Annotated in this window: 26 protein-coding genes; 2 read left to right on the top strand and 24 right to left on the bottom strand. The window is 46.7% G+C overall.

Annotated features, from left to right (window positions below):
• The 23 genes from ACLGLO_RS05040 to ACLGLO_RS04930 form a co-directional block, all read right to left on the bottom strand.
• Positions 1 to 603, bottom strand: a complete 603-nt coding sequence (locus ACLGLO_RS05040) for a 50S ribosomal protein L18 (protein ID WP_492127828.1) — start codon at positions 601 to 603, stop codon at positions 1 to 3.
• A gap of 5 nt (positions 604 to 608) precedes the next feature.
• The gene (locus ACLGLO_RS05035; RefSeq protein ID WP_492127827.1) at positions 609 to 1073 is read right to left on the bottom strand and encodes a 50S ribosomal protein L19e; all 465 of its coding nucleotides are present in this window, start codon (positions 1071 to 1073) and stop codon (positions 609 to 611) included.
• Positions 1066 to 1458, bottom strand: coding sequence for a 50S ribosomal protein L32e (locus ACLGLO_RS05030; RefSeq protein ID WP_492127826.1), 393 nt, complete (start codon positions 1456 to 1458; stop codon positions 1066 to 1068). The genes ACLGLO_RS05035 and ACLGLO_RS05030 overlap by 8 nt, the downstream gene beginning before the upstream one ends.
• Complete coding sequence (locus ACLGLO_RS05025) at positions 1455 to 2003, bottom strand: 50S ribosomal protein L6 (RefSeq protein WP_492127825.1); 549 nt, start codon at positions 2001 to 2003, stop codon at positions 1455 to 1457. The genes ACLGLO_RS05030 and ACLGLO_RS05025 overlap by 4 nt, the downstream gene beginning before the upstream one ends.
• Positions 2004 to 2020: 17 nt before the next feature.
• The gene (locus ACLGLO_RS05020) at positions 2021 to 2422 is read right to left on the bottom strand and encodes a 30S ribosomal protein S8 (RefSeq protein ID WP_492127824.1); all 402 of its coding nucleotides are present in this window, start codon (positions 2420 to 2422) and stop codon (positions 2021 to 2023) included.
• A 19-nt stretch (positions 2423 to 2441) separates the two neighbouring features.
• Positions 2442 to 2606, bottom strand: coding sequence for a 30S ribosomal protein S14 (locus ACLGLO_RS05015; protein WP_492127823.1), 165 nt, complete (start codon positions 2604 to 2606; stop codon positions 2442 to 2444).
• Between the two features lie 13 nt (positions 2607 to 2619).
• On the bottom strand, positions 2620 to 3189 hold the full coding sequence (locus ACLGLO_RS05010) for a 50S ribosomal protein L5 (protein WP_492127822.1): 570 nt from the start codon (positions 3187 to 3189) through the stop codon (positions 2620 to 2622).
• A gap of 10 nt (positions 3190 to 3199) precedes the next feature.
• Entirely contained in the window at positions 3200 to 3943 is a 744-nt protein-coding gene (locus tag ACLGLO_RS05005; protein ID WP_492127821.1) for a 30S ribosomal protein S4e, read from the bottom strand.
• On the bottom strand, positions 3940 to 4362 hold the full coding sequence (gene rplX, locus ACLGLO_RS05000; protein WP_492127820.1) for a 50S ribosomal protein L24: 423 nt from the start codon (positions 4360 to 4362) through the stop codon (positions 3940 to 3942). The genes ACLGLO_RS05005 and rplX overlap by 4 nt, the downstream gene beginning before the upstream one ends.
• A gap of 12 nt (positions 4363 to 4374) precedes the next feature.
• Positions 4375 to 4791: a 50S ribosomal protein L14 gene (locus tag ACLGLO_RS04995; RefSeq protein ID WP_492127819.1), complete on the bottom strand. Its 417-nt coding sequence runs from the start codon at positions 4789 to 4791 to the stop codon at positions 4375 to 4377.
• A 13-nt stretch (positions 4792 to 4804) separates the two neighbouring features.
• On the bottom strand, positions 4805 to 5146 hold the full coding sequence (locus tag ACLGLO_RS04990) for a 30S ribosomal protein S17 (RefSeq protein WP_492127818.1): 342 nt from the start codon (positions 5144 to 5146) through the stop codon (positions 4805 to 4807).
• 5 nt (positions 5147 to 5151) lie between these two features.
• Positions 5152 to 5424, bottom strand: coding sequence for a ribonuclease P protein subunit (locus tag ACLGLO_RS04985; protein WP_492127817.1), 273 nt, complete (start codon positions 5422 to 5424; stop codon positions 5152 to 5154).
• Positions 5421 to 5636, bottom strand: a complete 216-nt coding sequence (gene rpmC, locus ACLGLO_RS04980) for a 50S ribosomal protein L29 (RefSeq protein WP_492127816.1) — start codon at positions 5634 to 5636, stop codon at positions 5421 to 5423. The genes ACLGLO_RS04985 and rpmC overlap by 4 nt, the downstream gene beginning before the upstream one ends.
• Complete coding sequence (locus tag ACLGLO_RS04975) at positions 5620 to 6330, bottom strand: 30S ribosomal protein S3 (RefSeq protein WP_492127815.1); 711 nt, start codon at positions 6328 to 6330, stop codon at positions 5620 to 5622. Before ACLGLO_RS04975 ends, rpmC begins: the two co-directional genes overlap by 17 nt.
• A gap of 5 nt (positions 6331 to 6335) precedes the next feature.
• Positions 6336 to 6809, bottom strand: coding sequence for a 50S ribosomal protein L22 (locus ACLGLO_RS04970; RefSeq protein WP_492127814.1), 474 nt, complete (start codon positions 6807 to 6809; stop codon positions 6336 to 6338).
• An 11-nt stretch (positions 6810 to 6820) separates the two neighbouring features.
• A complete protein-coding gene (locus tag ACLGLO_RS04965; RefSeq protein ID WP_492127813.1) occupies positions 6821 to 7237 on the bottom strand; it encodes a 30S ribosomal protein S19 in 417 nt (138 codons plus the stop codon).
• 253 nt (positions 7238 to 7490) lie between these two features.
• A complete protein-coding gene (locus ACLGLO_RS04960) occupies positions 7491 to 8855 on the bottom strand; it encodes a vWA domain-containing protein (protein WP_492127812.1) in 1365 nt (454 codons plus the stop codon).
• 11 nt (positions 8856 to 8866) lie between these two features.
• Entirely contained in the window at positions 8867 to 9823 is a 957-nt protein-coding gene (locus ACLGLO_RS04955) for an AAA family ATPase (protein ID WP_492127811.1), read from the bottom strand.
• Between the two features lie 62 nt (positions 9824 to 9885).
• On the bottom strand, positions 9886 to 10131 hold the full coding sequence (locus ACLGLO_RS04950) for a hypothetical protein (protein ID WP_492127810.1): 246 nt from the start codon (positions 10129 to 10131) through the stop codon (positions 9886 to 9888).
• Between the two features lie 150 nt (positions 10132 to 10281).
• Positions 10282 to 11019: a 50S ribosomal protein L2 gene (locus ACLGLO_RS04945; RefSeq protein WP_492127809.1), complete on the bottom strand. Its 738-nt coding sequence runs from the start codon at positions 11017 to 11019 to the stop codon at positions 10282 to 10284.
• 10 nt (positions 11020 to 11029) lie between these two features.
• Entirely contained in the window at positions 11030 to 11293 is a 264-nt protein-coding gene (locus ACLGLO_RS04940; RefSeq protein ID WP_492127808.1) for a 50S ribosomal protein L23, read from the bottom strand.
• Positions 11286 to 12104 (bottom strand): 50S ribosomal protein L4, encoded by an 819-nt coding sequence (gene rpl4p / locus ACLGLO_RS04935; RefSeq protein WP_492127807.1) that lies wholly within the window; start codon positions 12102 to 12104, stop codon positions 11286 to 11288. Before rpl4p ends, ACLGLO_RS04940 begins: the two co-directional genes overlap by 8 nt.
• 11 nt (positions 12105 to 12115) lie before the next feature.
• Complete coding sequence (locus ACLGLO_RS04930; RefSeq protein WP_492129144.1) at positions 12116 to 13162, bottom strand: 50S ribosomal protein L3; 1047 nt, start codon at positions 13160 to 13162, stop codon at positions 12116 to 12118.
• A 287-nt stretch (positions 13163 to 13449) separates the two neighbouring features.
• Here ACLGLO_RS04930 and ACLGLO_RS04925 point away from each other — a divergent pair, with 287 nt between their 5' ends.
• Complete coding sequence (locus ACLGLO_RS04925; RefSeq protein WP_492127806.1) at positions 13450 to 13872, top strand: Rid family detoxifying hydrolase; 423 nt, start codon at positions 13450 to 13452, stop codon at positions 13870 to 13872.
• Between the two features lie 34 nt (positions 13873 to 13906).
• On the opposite strand, the gene ACLGLO_RS04920 is transcribed toward ACLGLO_RS04925, so the two are convergent.
• Positions 13907 to 14797, bottom strand: a complete 891-nt coding sequence (locus ACLGLO_RS04920) for a putative RNA uridine N3 methyltransferase (RefSeq protein WP_492127805.1) — start codon at positions 14795 to 14797, stop codon at positions 13907 to 13909.
• Positions 14798 to 15115: 318 nt separating this feature from the next.
• On the opposite strand from ACLGLO_RS04920, the gene ACLGLO_RS04915 reads away from it, so the two are divergent.
• Positions 15116 to 15823, top strand: coding sequence for an N-acetyltransferase (locus ACLGLO_RS04915; protein WP_492127804.1), 708 nt, complete (start codon positions 15116 to 15118; stop codon positions 15821 to 15823).
• Positions 15824 to 16039: the final 216 nt, after the last annotated feature.

Raw genomic sequence — 16039 nt, 5'->3', positions numbered from 1 at the left:
TCATTCACCACCCTCCTTTCCGCTCTTGATTCTCTGAAGGACCTCTTCGAAGTGAGCGGGATAGTTTTCTGGTTCGAGCCCACTTTTTATGAGGAGAGAGAACTGCTTCTGATATGCTTCGGGAAATGACTCTCTGAGCATTTTCGCATATGCGGCCACATGCTCTCCCCTTATCCTCTCTGCACTAGGGAAGACTTCTTCAGAAGCGGGTATATTCAAGCCAGCATCGATTGCTCCCTTTATAGCGGCAAAGACCCTGCTTCCCTTTATAGCACTTCTCAGTCCTATATCCGGGACCGCCTCTTGGATTCCCTTTTCCAGAGCCCTCTTCCCAAGGAGGTATCCAGTCAAATAAGCGGCCATTGTAGAAGAACCGGATCCCAACCAGCCGTATTTTTTCTTAAGTTCAATGCTGTGTGCTGAAACTTTGATGATGTCGCCCTTTGGATTGAATTCCACTATCATTGCCTCTATGTACTTGTTGCTCCTCCTGACAACCATTCTCAGCTTTCTTGATAGGACCTGGACATATCTCTTCCTGTAGTTTGTCTTCCCTTCTCTCCTCCTCTTTCTCGCTATCTTGTACTTCGCGCCTCCTGGCATGTCGATTACCTCCTCCTTGAAGATGACATCTCTTTCTCCACATGAGCCCTTAAGGCGGAAAGAGATGAAAAGGCTCCTCCCTTTGCGAGCATGTAGTATTTTCTGTACGTTTTAGCGTCGATCTGCTTCTTGTCTCTGAGATATTTCAAGTATCTCCTCATCTTCCTGATCCTGTTCACCCACTGCCTCTTTGGATCGGTCCTCGCTGTCTTCGTTCCCTTTCTTGAACCGTGCCCCCTCCTCTGGCTCTTGGACTTTTCCTTCAGCCTCCTCCATCTACCCCTGCTGTTGGATTTAGCCGGAACAGCAGCTATAAGGCCCCGCTTAATCAGCTTCCTGATATCTTCTGCTGTTATAGCAGATTCTATCTCTTCGAACTCTTCTTCTTTCGTAGCTAGAATTCTGACTCTCGATATGCCAACATTCAATATTTCTGCCGCCATCCTCTTCTGGAGAGTCAAATCACTCACTCTGAACCACCTCGACCTCATTGGCGATTCTGAATCCTCTTTCCTTCAAGATTTTCGCCAGCTCAAGCTTCTTCTTCTTCCCAAGCCGTTGGGAGAGATATACGATGTGTTTTTTGGGGTCGAGCTTTTCGATCTGCGAGGAATTTTCTACGACAACCGGATGGAGTCCTGAAGGATGCAGTCCCCTCACTGCATCGGGATTCTTATAGCCGATTTCAACAGTTGGGGGAAAGCCCTTCAGCTTAAGCCTCATCGGATTGTCGATTCCCTTAGGCTTTCTCCAGCTGTCCTTGTTCTTGAATTTCGCAAATTCGTGATACAGCCTCCTGTGGAACTCTGGCTTCTTTTTCTTGAACCTGAGAATCATCTTCTTGAGCTCATTCATTGAGAACCACCCTTTTCGTAGATGTATATGCCATCCATGAACACTCTCCTGTCGAATTCGCTGATTTTAGTAGCCCTCTCAATGTTGGCAGCAGTCTGTCCCACGGCCTCTATATCAATTCCCTCAACTATGACGTCTTCCTTCGTCGCTTTAACTGTCACTCCAGGGAGTATTTTGGCTATCCTGGGAGCCTTCTCACCGAGGAAGTTCTTAATAAGCACTTTATCTCCCTTAACTTCAACTGATATTGGGAAGTGTGAGAAAATTATCTTGAGCTTATAAGTGTAACCCTTTCTCACACCTTCGATCATATTCTCTATGTGCGATGCTATAGTCCCCACTAAGGCCTTCTTCCTCCTATTGGCAAAGTAGGATTCAACTATCACCTTCTTTCCATCCGTCGATAGGTTTACTCCCACAGCATGAGAGAAATCTCTCTCCACCGTTCCCTTTGGACCTTTCACTGAGACTCTCATTCCTTCAATTGATACCGATACGTCTTCTGGTATCTCTACAACCCTTGCAACCTTGACTGCCTTCACCATCTCCGCCCCTCCTCCTTTCAGTAGACGTAACCCAGTATGACTCCTCCTGTCCCCTTCTCCAAGGCTTCTTTAGAAGACATTATTCCAAATGGAGTTGAGATAATGAGCATCCCGATCTCTCTAGATGGAAGCTTCTTTTTAATCCACTGCGGGAGATCAGCGAGCTCATTTCTTTTTATACTGTATCTAGGCTTGATGGCTCCCGCTTTGTTTATCCTGCCAAGCAGCTGGACCTTTACTTTTCCCTGCCTCCCGTCATCTATGTACTCAATTTCCCCCAGATACCCTTCTCTCTGCAGAAGCCTAAGGACCTCGATAACCAGTCTCGAGGCCGGAACTATCACTGCTTCCTTCTTCGCTCTCCTTTCACAGTTCGTTATTGTATTAAGAGCGTTTGAAAGAGGATCCACTACTACCATGACCTTCGATCACCTGACCTCAGCTATACTTTTTGAAGCCCATTTCATATGCTACTTCACGGAAGCACTGCCTGCACAGGTAAATGTTGTAGCGCCTTATAACTCCTCTTCTCGAGCCGCATCTTTGGCATCTTATCACTGCCTTTCCGTATTTTCTTTCCCTTGGAGCTACATATTTGGTCAATTGACTGCACCTCTCAAATTATCTTAACATTATAGAGGGAAACTAGGAGAGCAGCCGCCTCTTCCCTTCTGACTCTGTGTCTTCTCGGAATTCTCCTGGCCCTTTTTATTCTTCTCCTCATAACTCTGTAGCCGGGCCTCTCTATCGTTATGCACACGTCCATACCGAACACTCCGATCTCTGGGTCATATTTGACTCCTGGAATGCTGATATGCTCTTTTATACCAAACGAAACGTTTCCGAAATCATCAAAGCTCGAATACTTGATTTTGTTTCCGACAGCTTCCAGTGCCTTCCTAAGGAATTCGTCTGCCTTCTTCCCTTTTAGAGTAACAGCTACTGCTATGTTCTCTCCTCTTCTTATTCCAAAGTCTCTGATGGTTTTCTTGGCCTTCCTATAGCTTGGCTCCTGACCTGTTATCTCTGCCAGCACCTGCGCGATTTTTGCCAGCCTCTCTCCTCCCTGCCCAAGGCTGACGTTCACTGTGACCTTAGCTATTTTGGGTCTGATCATTGGGTTTGTTTCCCATTTTTTCATGATCTCGGAAATCTTGTTGCTGAGCTCCGAAACCTCCGCACTCATCTCAATTCACCTATGCAATTCTAATTGCGGGCTTTTCTCTACCTATCACGTACACTTTTTCCAGGCTCGTCTGAACGAGAGAGGAATCTTCCTTCCTAATCGTGACGAGGCTCATTTTCTTCTTCTGGGCCTTCTTTATTTCGACAATGGTCCCTCTCGCACCGATATTTTTCCCTCCAATAACAATGGCATATGAGCCTTCAGCCAGCGGGAAGTATTCCAGTATCTTTCTCTCAGGCAGAGACAGCAACACTGTAGAGTAAGTTGTTACATCGGTAATCGATGAGGGCTCCTCTCCTTTGGATATTAAGATGTTGCTTCCATCGAACAGATTTAGCTGTATTGCCCCGCCTCTCTGGGAGGTCTTGTTTTCTATTCTGAGGGGTTTGATTTTTGAATCGGCCTCGTCTATCTCTATTGGCTTCATGTACAGGGTTTCATCTGGAACGAGCCTGTAAAACTTCCTGGCGGTGACTATTTCGACCACATCCATGAACCCGACCGGGAATCTGTAGTCTCTCCTCACTTTCCCATCGACTTTGATGAGCCCTTTTGAAAGCGCTTTTCTCGCTTCTCTGCTGGTAAGAGCTAATTTCAGCACATCTCTTATCAGAGAGCCGAGAGGAATGGATCTGTAAATAGGATGGGGTCCTGGGCTGGGCTTGATTGCCCAGTGGCGCTCTTTCACGCTTATCGGCCAGAACGTCGGAGCCTCATAGCTCCTAAGATGCTTACTTCCACCCATTCTTGTCATTTCCCTTCACCCTCCTTTTTTTCCTCCTTTGCCTCTTCTGCCTCCACGCTCTTCCCCGTTCTCCTTTCAATTACTGCCTTTCTCTCCTTATCCTTCAAATCTAGCTTAGTGATAACCACTTTGCTGGCGTGGATAGGAATGAAGGCTGGGGTTCCACTGGCCTTTTCTCTTGTGAGCCCCTCTATAAACACCCACCCGCGAGCTGTATTGACCTTCACAACTTTCCCCTCCTTTCCAGCATTATCTCCCCTGACAACCTTCACCGTGTCTCCTTTCTTCACAGGGAGGTTTCTCACACCGTATTTCTCTCTCAGCTCATCAGAAAGCGGAGCAACTATAAGCTTCTTCCTTAGGTGGAGGGGCATCTCGTACAGCTGTTTTCTCTGTTTCTTTGGATGGATGCTCTTGGTTATTGCCATGTAATCACCACCTCAAACAATTATTGAAGCCATATTGGCTATTCTTGGCCATCTTTCCACTGCTTCTCTCGCTACTGGACCTCTTATTTCGCTCCCCTTCAAAGTACCTTCAGGAGTTATTATGACTACGGCGTTGTCCTCGAAGCTGACCCACGTTCCGTCAACCCTTCTGTACGGCCTTCTCTGTCTAACGATCACAGCAGGAAATATCTGCTTTCTCATTTCAGGGATCCCTTTCTTGACTGAAACTATTACTTTGTCTCCCACGCCAGCCTGCGGGACTCTCCTCAGCCTTCCTCTGTATCCAGGCACTCCTATTATCATGGCCACTCTTGCTCCGCTGTTGTCAGTAACGTTTACATAGGATCCTACTTGAAGGCCTGGTGACACTCTCAAGCCCGATAGAGCGACAGCGCCTCTCTTAACCATGCAGGTGCACCTCTCACTTGGCTTTTCCCAATACTACAAATGAAACAGTTTTGCTGATAGGCCTGGTCTCTCCTACCACTACCACATCGCCTGTTTTAATATCGATGCATGGAGGAAGGTGGGCATGTATCTTGCTCCTCCTTCTCTCATATCTCCTGTATTTCTTATCGTAGCTGAGATAATCGTGCTCAACAACAACCGTCCCATCCATTTTGTCTGATATCACTCTACCCTGGAAGATCATGCCTCTCACTTTTATGGTACCATGGAATGGGCAGTTAGGATCGCTGCACTTTCTCGAGGGAATATCTACTCCTTCTATACCAGGATTTCTGACCTCCTTTTTTTCGGGCATCCAACTCACCTCTTCGATCCCCTCAGAATTTCCTTGGTTCTCTCCTCAGGCCTTCCAGACAAACGAGTGCCTGGAATAACCACTTCTCCCGAACTCGTTCGTAACCTGAGGGTGACGTTCCATTTGAGCAGATTTACCTCTCTCCTCCCGTTGGCAAGTGTGACCGTGTTCTTCCCTTCTCTAACTATTATACCTTTCATACCTAGCAGCGACGGGTCTGCTGCTTCCTCAATGACAGCCTCCGCCCCGATTATAGCAGAGTATGCTAGTTGCTTCACTTCGCCTCACCTTTCTTTCTCTTCTCTTCTTCCGTTTGGATGGTCAGAATCCTAGCTATTGACTTCTTCAGTGCCCTGATCTTACCCGGATTATCTATCGTCCCAACCTTAGCCTGCATTGTAAGCTTCATTAGCTCCAACCTGAGCTCATTGAGCCTGTTGACCCTCTCCTCAGGTGTCATCTTTCTAATTTCGTCAGGCTTGAGGCTCACTGTCCTTCACCTCTTCACTCTCTTTATCAGTTTCGTTCGGAATGGCTTCGGCAGGCGATGGGCTCTTTACATATTCCTCCAGCTTGATGCCAGCTTCTTCCGGCGTTCTTATGATAAGCGTGTCTTTGGTTCTCTGCGGCTTTACGATTATAACTTTGACCCCATAAATTCCTGGCTTCAGCAGTGCATGGGCAACGGCTTTATCGACTATGTAAGTAGCTTGCTCTCCGGTTTTGTATATCTTTCCAGCCCTGAACTTTTCATACCTAGCTCTTTCGCTCGTTATCTTTCCGCTGATCACTATCTCTGCTCCTATTGCTCCCGCCGCCATTATCCTCTTCAGAGCAGCGAAAGCGAGCCTCCTGAAGTGAAAGCCCCTTTCCAGAGAGACGGCCAGCCTGAACGCTACAGCTCTAGCATCGAGGTCAGGATTATCGACAGGCATCACAGTTATCTGCGGGTTTTCGAGGCCGAAGTAATTCTCGAAAATAGTCGACAAGTTCTTTATTGTCTGCCCTCGCCTTCCAATTATCAAAGCTGGCCTCTCCACTTTTATGACTACCCTGGTCCCCAGGGGAGTCCTGTAGATGTCAACTCCAGAATAACCCGCCCTGTAGAACTGCCTCGCAAGATATTCATCGACTTTAACCTGAGACATTGATTTCTCTATGAAGTATCTCTTGACGTTTACCATTAAGCTCACCTCTCCTCTCTGACGATTATCTCTATGTTGGAGTGCCTCCTGTACTTGGGAGTGGATCTGCCGAAAGCCCTAGGCATGTAACGCTTCAGCACATACCCTTTTTTGACGGAAACATGAATTATTCTGAGCTTCTCTACATCCAGCTCTTTATCTTCAGCATTTGCTTCAACGCTCTTCAAGAGCTTCAGAAATATCTTTGTTGCCTTCACAGGATATTTTCCCATAGGTATGCCCCATTTATCACCCAGTCCTCTTCTGTGAGGTATCTTCTTAGAATGAGTCCAGTTTGGTATCGCTTCTTCCTTCCTTATCACTTTCTCCAACAATTTCTTAGCTTCTTCCGTTCTCATTCCCTTAATTGCTCTCGCTATGTTTATTGCTTTCTTAGGACTGATGGGAGCATCCCTGACTGCCGCTTTTGCAATATTCCTCTCATCTTCAAGCCTCAAGCTGTATTTCCAGGCACCCATCCTCTTTTCCCTCACTTAAGAGCTGTGAACATGGAGCTCCTGGTAGCCTTCAGTCCGGGCTCTCCGTGCTTCACAGACTTCGTTGTTGGAGAGAATTCTCCGAGCCTTTTCCCTATCATCTCAGGCGTTATCTTTACAGGAATGAATTCTTTCCCGTTATAGACAGCGATGGTGAGACCAAGCATTTCAGGCAAGATGATCATGTTCCTCAGGTGCGTTCTTATAACCTTCTTAGATATCTTCCTCGATCTCCTGATTTTCTGAAGGAATTTGACCTGTTCAGGCGTGAAGCCTCTCAGGATGCTCCTTCTTTCCCTTGCAGGAAAAAGCTTCACGAGATCATCCATTGGAATGTCGAGTAGTTTGTCTATAGTGTAACCTCTGTACTTTATTCCCTTCCACTCGCTATCTATCTCTATGTTGCTCATATCCCGTATCCCTGCGGAACTTTTAATCGATCAACCCTTAGAGGGGTAATCTCAATTTAAACATGCGTTAAAAGGTTTTTGATTCCCGGTTTATAAGTCTGACCTCGAAGCTTGCCAATGTCCTTAATGATGAAGACAGTTGAAAGTCTGGATTTTCAAGCTTTAATAAAAACGCTCTCTGTCCCGTGGGCTCAGCAATTAAGATAATTAAGAACAGAAGTTCTCCGTGTCGCTGCAGCAGAAGCTTCAATAATCAGAGTTTCGCTGGGCTCTTTCTGATTGAAAGAGAATTCAAAGGGAAGATCCTGACCTCTGGATCTAGGAGCATTCTGAGCTGGGGGATGTGCTTCTCAAGAGTGAACAGCGTTATCCTGACGTTTTTATTTCGGAGCTTATTTATGGCAGTGACATATGATTCATCAGCGACGGTTTGCTCCATATCGCTGATGATCACCAAGTGCTCACCGGGCTTTAAAGCTGTCTCTATCTTCCTGATCGCTTTCGTTATGTTTGTGTACCCAGAGACGCCTGTCTTTATGATTTCTTCGATTAGATACCTCTTCGAATGCCACTTCTTCAAGGAAAGCTGCCTGACATCTTCATCGAACAAATAAAGCTTCCTTATCATTTGATACATTTGAGCAATGAGGTATACCGCCTCACTGTAATGCTTTCTCATGCTGTCGCTCTTGTCAACAAGAACAACGAATCCCTTTTCTCTCTCGCGAGAGAGGTAGACGACCGTTGGGTAAGACAGCCTCATTGACAGAAAAGCAGTTCTCCTAAGATCGATCCTCGATGACTTTTCCTTCCCCTTCCTTTTCCTACCCCTCTTCTGCCTCGAAGCAGTGGAAGCAATGAGCCTCGAAGATAGCCGCTCGGCAAGAGCCCTCTTTCCGCTCAGAATGAGAAACCTTACAACATCTATCGTGAACTTTTCGCCGAATTCTCTGGTCAAAATCGTCAGAGCCCAAGGATCTTCAGGATTGACTATCAGCTTCTTTACAGCGTCCTCAATGAACCGATATTTCCTTCCAAAAGAGGATCCCTCTCTGCTGTGGTATGAGCCCTTCCTCTTCTGAGAATTTCTAATCAATTGATCCTCGAGCATTTCCAGATAGCCTCTGTTTCCTGTCCTGTAGTAATTCCAGAGATGCTCCACAAGCCTGAAGGTGTTCAGCTTCTCTATATTCTCGGCTGTATCCAACTTCATTCTCTTCAGCTTGTTCATGCTCATCCTTTCCAGATCGCTCCAGGAAAGCTCTTTTTCTCCACCATATCTGCGCAATTTTTGCTGCTCTTTTCCCCGCAACTTTTCCTCATAACCGGAAAAATGAATAGCTCCGTTGTATTTTCTTTCATCTACATAGCGGATTGCCTTCTCAAGTCTTTCCAAATCCTCTTTGCGTTTGACAAAAATGCTCTCAAGCACCTTAAAGAGGGGAAAATAGCCGTACTGGCTCAGAATCTTCGCTGTTTCATATAATCTGATAGCCTTCTCTATCTGGTCTGTGCTTATTTTTGCCCCCATTTCTCTCATTATGTTCGCTATCTTCAAGATTTTCTCGCTGTCACATTCGGCGTCAGATTTCTGCCTTGAATTTTCACTGAAGCACACTGCCTTTTCCCTCAACCAGGTATGTAGCTCTCCAGAATCTCCAATATCTGAGCTTCCTCTTCCGGGTGCTTCACCAGGACAGCCTTAGCGGCTTCTACGAGATCCTCCTTGGTAACTTTTCTGTGGTTCCTGAGCCTGGCTATTCTGGCGCTGATTCCCACCCATCTTACGCTGTCAGCTACTCCTGGCTTATACAGAAGATCGCTCTTCCTGATCTCCCCTATCCCCCTTAGGAGTTGCTCCAGAACCTCATCGTCGTACATTTCAACCGTGTCTCCGAGCCTCAGCCTAAGTATCTCGAGCTCCTTTGTAATGCTTGGATAGCTGAAGGTGATCCTGACAACTCTCCTCATGAATGCGTCGCTGAGTTCGTTTTGGGCCAGATCTTCAGGATTGCTCGTGAAAATTATTTGAAATCCTTCCCCCCTTGCCCTGTAGACTTTCTTAAGCTCAGGAATTATTATCCTTCTCTTATCCACGATGTCCAGCAGCAAGTTCTGAAACTCCTCACTGCTCCGTCTGATTTCATCTATCAGGATCCCGCTGTCAAGTATAAGCGCAGCAAGAAGCGGCCTAGGAATAAACGAATCTTCATTGAAGCCGAGCTTATATGCCCTCAGCGGATGAAAATCTCCAATAACTCTGTACTCATCATAGTTCTCACTGCATGGGAGGATGAAAGCTCTTCTTCCGGCCCACAAGCTAAGTATTGCCTCTCCGATCTCCGTTTTCCCTGTTCCAGGAGGCCCTTCGAAAAGCACCGGAAAGCCTTCTAAGAAAGCTGAGAATACGAGGATTATTGTATCTTCATCGACCAAGAGCTTGTATTTTTCCTCGAGAACTTTCTTAGCTTCCTTTGGGTTCCTCACAGCTGGAATCCGTTCATAAGCTTTGTCATATATTTCGTAGACCTTTTCCGCGATCTTATCCTGAACCTCTACTTCTCTGTCTTTATTTCCTGAAGTCATCTTTTTCACTTTGAAATTGCTTTTACAGAAGGAAGCAAATTGCTCTGCATATCATTTTTTCACTAAACGTTTATATAGTCTACCTTTATTCCTGCCTCTTTCCCCAAAATCGACTTAAGTACTTCCCTGATCTTTTCATCCATCCCAGGCTGCAGCAAATCACCTGTAAATTCCAAATACCTGAATTCGCTTATGAAAGATCTGTGCTCAACTGGCTCGATCCCTAGCAACTCTTTCAACGCGGTTTTTATGCGTTCATGCTCGTCCTCATAGAATGTTGTATAGAAGACTCTATATGCTCTGGTCATAACTATCACCCGCGGTCTCCCTTTGCACCCTTCATCATCTTAAGACTCAGAAATTAAAAAACGATCATTCCGCGCGATTTTATAGCGTTTTTGCGCTATTTAAGCGTGTGTGTTTCAGCAGAAAAAGGCCAGTTGCTTTGAACTCTCTCTTCACAGGGTTCTCTGTACTTTGCCTTTCCTTCTGCCCGTTCTCCTGGCAGCTATGTGGCCAACCTTCCTTCCCGGCGGAGCCCTCCTCGAAACTGTAGTCGGCTTGCTTTCAGACTGATGGCTTCCACCACCGAACGGATGAGAGACAGCATTCATCGCAACTCCTCTGACCTTGGGCCACGGCCTCGACTTAGCCTTCCATTTGTAGTAAGCATTCCCAGTTTTCAGGAGAGGCTTTTCTATTCTGCCTCCTCCAGCTGCAACGCCGATGGTCGCCCTCGATCTCGCATCTATCTCCTTCATCTTGCCGCTTGGAAGCACAACAGTAACGGTTGTCGGCGTTTTCCCAGTCAGCTGAGCATACCCACCTCCAACTCTGACGAGCTTCCCTCCATCTCCTGGCCTCAGCTCTATGTTGAAGATCTGCGTTCCTTCGGGTATGGCTGAGAGAGGAAGTATGTTGCCGTTGGATATCTTAGCTTCAGGGCCTATTTCAATTACCTGCTTAATGTACGTCCCCTCAGAGGCAGGAGTATAGAACACCGTGCCGTTTTCCAGCTTTATTTCAGCGAGGGGCGTCCATCTTCCGGGATCATGGTGAATGCCTACCACAATGCCCTTGAATGTCTTGTCTGGCGGAACGTCAGGATATTTTGCGGGAGCTACTCTTAAATGCGTGGGTGCTCTGAACGTCGGAGATCCTCTACCTTCTCTCTGCGAAAGAATTCTCTTGCCCATTCAAATCACCTCAAAGCAGGCCGAGTCTGGTTGCTATTTCTTCAGCGCTGAACTCGGGTGCCAATTTTATGAATGCCCTTTTTTCTCCTCTCGGGGTTATCAAGGTCCTCACCTTTTCAACTCTAACACCGAATCTCTGCTCAAACTCTTCCTTTATCTGCTGCTTGTTGGCAGTTCTCCTAACTGTGAAGACTATTGTGTTGAATCTCTCAACATAATATATTGCTTTTTCCGTGTGAACGGGATGGAGAAGCACCTGTTCAAGGCTACTCATTTCTGATCACCATCAGCTCTTTGAACCTGTTGTTTAGCGCATCAAGAGCTCCCCTGCTTATGACGGCAAGCCTGCCTGGCTCCCCACCAGGGGCGAGTTGAAGCACGGATACATTGTTCGCCGTAGCTACGTCGACGCCAGGGAAATTCCTCACAGCTCTCGCAAGTGGGCTCTCGCTGGAGAGGAGGATAAACAGCACGCTTTTCGGCTCGACATACCTCCTTCCGCGCATCTTACCTTTTCCAGCCCTTATACGTATTCTCTCATATGCCCTCTCAATGTCCTTCCATACTCCGATTTTCCTAAGGAAGTCTCTCGCTTGAACTGATCTAATGATTTCCTTCTCAGCGTCATCCTCTATCACGATTGGGAGTGCTGAAGCTTCGAAGAGGTGGCCCCTCTTAGATACGAACTCAGCATAAGAGAGAGCTGCCAGAGCTGAAGCTGTTGCCAGCTTCTTCTCCTTTTTGTTGATCTCCTCGTGAAGCTTTTCTTCGGTTCTTGGAGGATGGGCAACCCTGCCACCTACCGTCATATTGGCAAGTGCTCCGATGGATGTCCCAGGTATTCTTGGAACCCTGGCGAGACCCCTGCCTACCCCCAGGCTTTCAGCAGGAGTTCTCTTTCCAGCCATCGGATCCCTCCCTTTTGGCTGAAGCGATGCCGTGAACTCCGAGAGAAATGCCCTCCTTATTAGATCCTTTCTAACCGGTACGCTGAATACGGGAGGAAGAGCTAGTGTTCCCTTTGCTTCGCCAGCAGATGAATAGATGCTGACCTCCTTGGGATGATATCTGACTATCAAGACCACTCAAGCTCACCTCATATCTCTCCTATCCCATGAATGTAGGATATCTTCGGGGCACCTTCTACTATGTATGGAGGTGTCCTCACTGGGTACCTGAGAATCAACGGCCTCTTTCTGGTACCAGGAACGCTTCCAGCAAGTATCACGTAATCGCTTTTCACAACCCCATATTTATGCCATCCGCTCGGAGGGTTAATCATTTTGAGAAGCTCTTCTCCGCGCTTGGAAACCTCGCCTATAAAGAGAATTCTCTTGTTGTAGTCCACCCTTTGATGGAACCCCATCTGTCCAGCTTGAGGTGCCGTTGAAACTGATCCGAATCCTGGTCCCCTAGCCCCTATTTTTCTCGCAGCTTTCCTGTGCTTGTGCCACCTTGGCAGAACCTTCACGCCGAACCTCTTTATAGGTCCCTGAAAGCCCTTCCCCTTTGTTATTCCAATTACGTCTATAAAGCTACCCGCCGTGAAAACGTCTCCAATGCTTATGCTTTTTCCGAGCATTGAAATAGCATATTCAAGCTGCTTCTTGACATCTGTGCCAGACAAAGCGACCTCTATCAATTCAGGTTTCTTCTTAGATATGCCCCCTGCCAAAGTAGGCTGCGAGAGCAGAAGAGCCCTCAGCTCTTTTACGGCACCGAGAGAGCCCTCTATCAGTTCGAGGTTCTTCGTTCCATTCTTGCTACCAGAAAAGCTCTTTATGAGCCTAGCTATGTTGGTCGAGGAAAGCGCAGATTGGTCGGCCCAAACCTCTGTCATTGGCTGCTTGCCTTCATTGATATCGAATTCGTAGGCCCTCAATCCCGCAAATATCATGGGCGGTGTTTCCAATACTGTGACAGGCGTGAAGATCAGCTTACCAAAGGTCAGCGAGTTCTTTCTATCATCGACGGCCATCGCGTGGGTCATTCCTACTTTGTATCCCAGAAACCCGAGGGGAAAGACCTTATCTGTAGCTACAATCGGCCAGCTTCTAACCCTGCCGAGGATCCCCTCTGCCCTCTTCCTCGGCCTTACTCCAAGACTACCTCTCCTTGGAGCGCTTTTCTTCCTATGCCCCATTGCCCACCAACTTCCGAGAGTAGCCCGGATAACTTGACCTATTTTTCCGGGACTCTCCTCAAGCAGTTTATCCATAAGAGTTTATAAAAACTTCGACCTCTCTTTTTGCTTGAAATATTGAAGCTTTGTAAATTCATATAAATGTAAATGCTATAAAACATTTTCCGAAAAACTCTCAAGCAATCCTTCAAATCACAAGGGTTTCAAAGAAAAAAATTCCTATCAAGAACTTAAAGCTAAATTCTTTAAGGTGGGATAATTCAGTATTAAGAGAAGGTGAAATAAAAATGGTGAAGATCGTATTCACTGATAAGGCTCCTGCGCCCGTTGGTCCGTATTCGCAAGGCATACTCATTGATGACCTCGGCTGTTTGTCGGGTGGAAGCTGCTCCCTCCTTTTTATTTCGGGGATGGTTCCCATAGACCCTTCGAGCGGAAGGGTTGTTGAGGGGACGTTCGAAGAACAGGTCCAGAGAACTCTGATGAACCTGAGGGCTGTAGTTGAAGCTGCTGGCGGAACTTTGAACGATATTGTTAAAGTGACCGTATTCTTGAAGGATATATCGAATTTCGACAGATTCAACAAAATCTACAGCGAATTCTTCAGAGAGTACAGACCTGCTAGAACGGTTATAGAAGCAAGACCTCCAAGGAACTTCGAAGTTGAAGTTGAAGCGGTAGCCTTTATCCGATCACCGCATAAAGCGTGAAAGTCGAGGCGCTGCATTGCGGAAAAACATCAGCTCAGCGTACGGTGGCTCCCTCATCGATCAACGACAGCAAAAGCAGTTCAGACAAAACTATTGGTATAGCTTCCTCCGTCCTTATGGTTTTTGTACCCTGGTCTTTAACAAAATTGTATATTCCATCGAAGTATTCATTTAAATTCAAGGACAGCTCCTGCGCGATTTCATATAGCCCTCTGTAGGGCTCCCCAAAAACGACTGTCATGTTCCATCCAGCTTTCTCTCCCATCTCTTTCACATCTCTCAGATTTTCCCAGAACGGTTCTCCTCTCCTCGATGTCCCAATAACCATCCTTTTTCCCTTTATTTTCTTCAGATATGACTGAATGAACCCGACATCCTCTACAGCATAGCCCATCCAGCTTCCCGGGCTCTCTATCATCTCAAGCTTCAATGGTGATACAGATAGTACTTTGAAGAACTGAAGTTCTTTTTCCTTAACATCGCGCCCCTTCAATTCAACCCAAACCGGCTTACTCAGCCCAGCATATACTAGGGCTTTCCCCTCTCCAACTCTGAGTATCAGTCCTTCTCTTATTTCTCCTTCTTTAGGCTTGGCCTTCACTACGTGAGAGGGGATCTGGAGGGGATAGCCTAGACCAGCATACTTCAGCTCTTTTCTCCTGCCAAATATCTTCTTCCTCAAATAGGGAGGACTCCTGAAAAAGGATAGGAAGAGGACGAGCCTCTTTCGAAGGTCTGAGCACTCGTTCGTCCTTCTTCCATTGTACAGCAGTATCTTGGAAACTCTGAATATCGAAGAATATCTGGCTATGATACTAGCTTTAATCGTCTCTCTGAGAAGATCTGGCTCATTTTCTAGCGTGCAGTAGGGCAACATAATCTCTATGTCTATGAAAAGTTCACCACCATTCTGCAGACTGCTCACTGGGCTTTCGAGCTAGATTTCTTGCTTCCTTTCTTTCCCTTTTCTTCTCCCTTTGGTTCTGTTTTCTGAACCCTTTCAGTTGTGCTTGAAACTCCCATAAATAAAGTGGTTCGCTGTCTTCCTCCCATTTCCACTTCACCGTCACGTTTTTAATTTGTAGGTGATTTTATATTTTTGGGGGCAATGAGCTGTTTGCCGAGTGCTGGATTCGATGAAGATTAAAATTTATGCGATGCCCCCACCGTCTTCTCGGTCGGATGTTTTCCCAAACAATATCCATATTAACACAACTTATCTCATTCTGATGTGGTGCTGTCAATGTTGAAAAACGGGAAATACGTATCGCCTAGGGCGGTCCTTGGAGAAAGGGTAACCGTGAGAGAGGGTTCTATGATACTTGGAAACAGCAGAATTGGAAGCAGGACGTTCATAGATTCAGATGTCATCATTGGGTATCCTGTTAGGAAGAGGATCAAAGACTATCAGTCTGGTCTTACAGAAGAGATAGACTCAGATGGGAGCATAATCGGAGAATCATGTTTGATAAGAAGCCTCTCGGTCATCTATGAAAGGGTGAAGATAGGCAACATGGTTGAAACCGGCCACAGAATTCTCGTCAGAGAAGATACAGAGATAGGCGATGGGAGCATAATTGGAACAGACACCGTGATCGATGGAAGGGTGAAAATAGGAGAGAGGGCAAGGATAGAAACCGGCGTCTACATTCCCCCACTCACAGTGATCGGGAAAAACGTCTTCCTTGGACCAAGAGTAGTATTCACCAATGATAAATATCCTGTGAGCTCCAGATGGGTAGGAGTTACCGTGGAAGATGATGTTGCCATAGGAGCGAATGCTACTATCATAGCTGGAGTAAGGATTGGGAAAGGATCCATCGTAGCCTCTGGGGCCGTCATCACTAAAGACGTTCCACCGGGCGTCGTAGTCGCTGGAGTGCCGGCAAGAGTGATATCCAGCAGAGAGGAATATGAGAAGAAGAAAGAGAAATACGAAAAGGCCGGATGAAAAGGTGAAGGCTGCGATATTCAGCGGTTGCCCGTGCCCATTACCAAGGTTTCTCTAGTTACTTCAGGCACTCCGGGTTATCTGGGTACGGGTTCATCCCACCTTGCTCTTCTCCACAGCCCACCTGCGGGAGCACCTACGCTCTTATTCGGCACTCCCATCGGCGAACTGCAGATGCGTGGCCTCGTCCCTCGCCAAAAGCTCATCAGCTCATCG

This window comes from Fervidicoccus sp. SLHALR4 (genome assembly GCF_058692745.1).
This window is presented reverse-complemented; position numbering and strand designations above follow the sequence as displayed.

Excerpts from the sequence above, each read along its gene's own strand:
- ACLGLO_RS05040 (WP_492127828.1), bottom strand. The coding sequence starts at position 603 with ATGCCAGGAGGCGCGAAGTACAAGATAGCGAGAAAGAGGAGGAGAGAA.
- ACLGLO_RS05030 (WP_492127826.1), bottom strand. The coding sequence starts at position 1,458 with ATGAATGAGCTCAAGAAGATGATTCTCAGGTTCAAGAAAAAGAAGCCA.
- ACLGLO_RS05025 (WP_492127825.1), bottom strand. The coding sequence starts at position 2,003 with ATGGTGAAGGCAGTCAAGGTTGCAAGGGTTGTAGAGATACCAGAAGAC.
- ACLGLO_RS05020 (WP_492127824.1), bottom strand. The coding sequence starts at position 2,422 with ATGGTAGTAGTGGATCCTCTTTCAAACGCTCTTAATACAATAACGAAC.
- ACLGLO_RS05010 (WP_492127822.1), bottom strand. The coding sequence starts at position 3,189 with ATGAGTGCGGAGGTTTCGGAGCTCAGCAACAAGATTTCCGAGATCATG.
- ACLGLO_RS05005 (WP_492127821.1), bottom strand. The coding sequence starts at position 3,943 with ATGACAAGAATGGGTGGAAGTAAGCATCTTAGGAGCTATGAGGCTCCG.
- rplX (WP_492127820.1), bottom strand. The coding sequence starts at position 4,362 with ATGGCAATAACCAAGAGCATCCATCCAAAGAAACAGAGAAAACAGCTG.
- ACLGLO_RS04995 (WP_492127819.1), bottom strand. The coding sequence starts at position 4,791 with ATGGTTAAGAGAGGCGCTGTCGCTCTATCGGGCTTGAGAGTGTCACCA.
- ACLGLO_RS04990 (WP_492127818.1), bottom strand. The coding sequence starts at position 5,146 with ATGCCCGAAAAAAAGGAGGTCAGAAATCCTGGTATAGAAGGAGTAGAT.
- ACLGLO_RS04975 (WP_492127815.1), bottom strand. The coding sequence starts at position 6,330 with ATGGTAAACGTCAAGAGATACTTCATAGAGAAATCAATGTCTCAGGTT.
- ACLGLO_RS04970 (WP_492127814.1), bottom strand. The coding sequence starts at position 6,809 with ATGGGTGCCTGGAAATACAGCTTGAGGCTTGAAGATGAGAGGAATATT.
- ACLGLO_RS04965 (WP_492127813.1), bottom strand. The coding sequence starts at position 7,237 with ATGAGCAACATAGAGATAGATAGCGAGTGGAAGGGAATAAAGTACAGA.
- ACLGLO_RS04955 (WP_492127811.1), bottom strand. The coding sequence starts at position 9,823 with ATGACTTCAGGAAATAAAGACAGAGAAGTAGAGGTTCAGGATAAGATC.
- ACLGLO_RS04950 (WP_492127810.1), bottom strand. The coding sequence starts at position 10,131 with ATGACCAGAGCATATAGAGTCTTCTATACAACATTCTATGAGGACGAG.
- ACLGLO_RS04945 (WP_492127809.1), bottom strand. The coding sequence starts at position 11,019 with ATGGGCAAGAGAATTCTTTCGCAGAGAGAAGGTAGAGGATCTCCGACG.
- ACLGLO_RS04940 (WP_492127808.1), bottom strand. The coding sequence starts at position 11,293 with ATGAGTAGCCTTGAACAGGTGCTTCTCCATCCCGTTCACACGGAAAAA.
- ACLGLO_RS04930 (WP_492129144.1), bottom strand. The coding sequence starts at position 13,162 with ATGGGGCATAGGAAGAAAAGCGCTCCAAGGAGAGGTAGTCTTGGAGTA.
- ACLGLO_RS04925 (WP_492127806.1), top strand. The coding sequence starts at position 13,450 with ATGGTGAAGATCGTATTCACTGATAAGGCTCCTGCGCCCGTTGGTCCG.
- ACLGLO_RS04915 (WP_492127804.1), top strand. The coding sequence starts at position 15,116 with ATGTTGAAAAACGGGAAATACGTATCGCCTAGGGCGGTCCTTGGAGAA.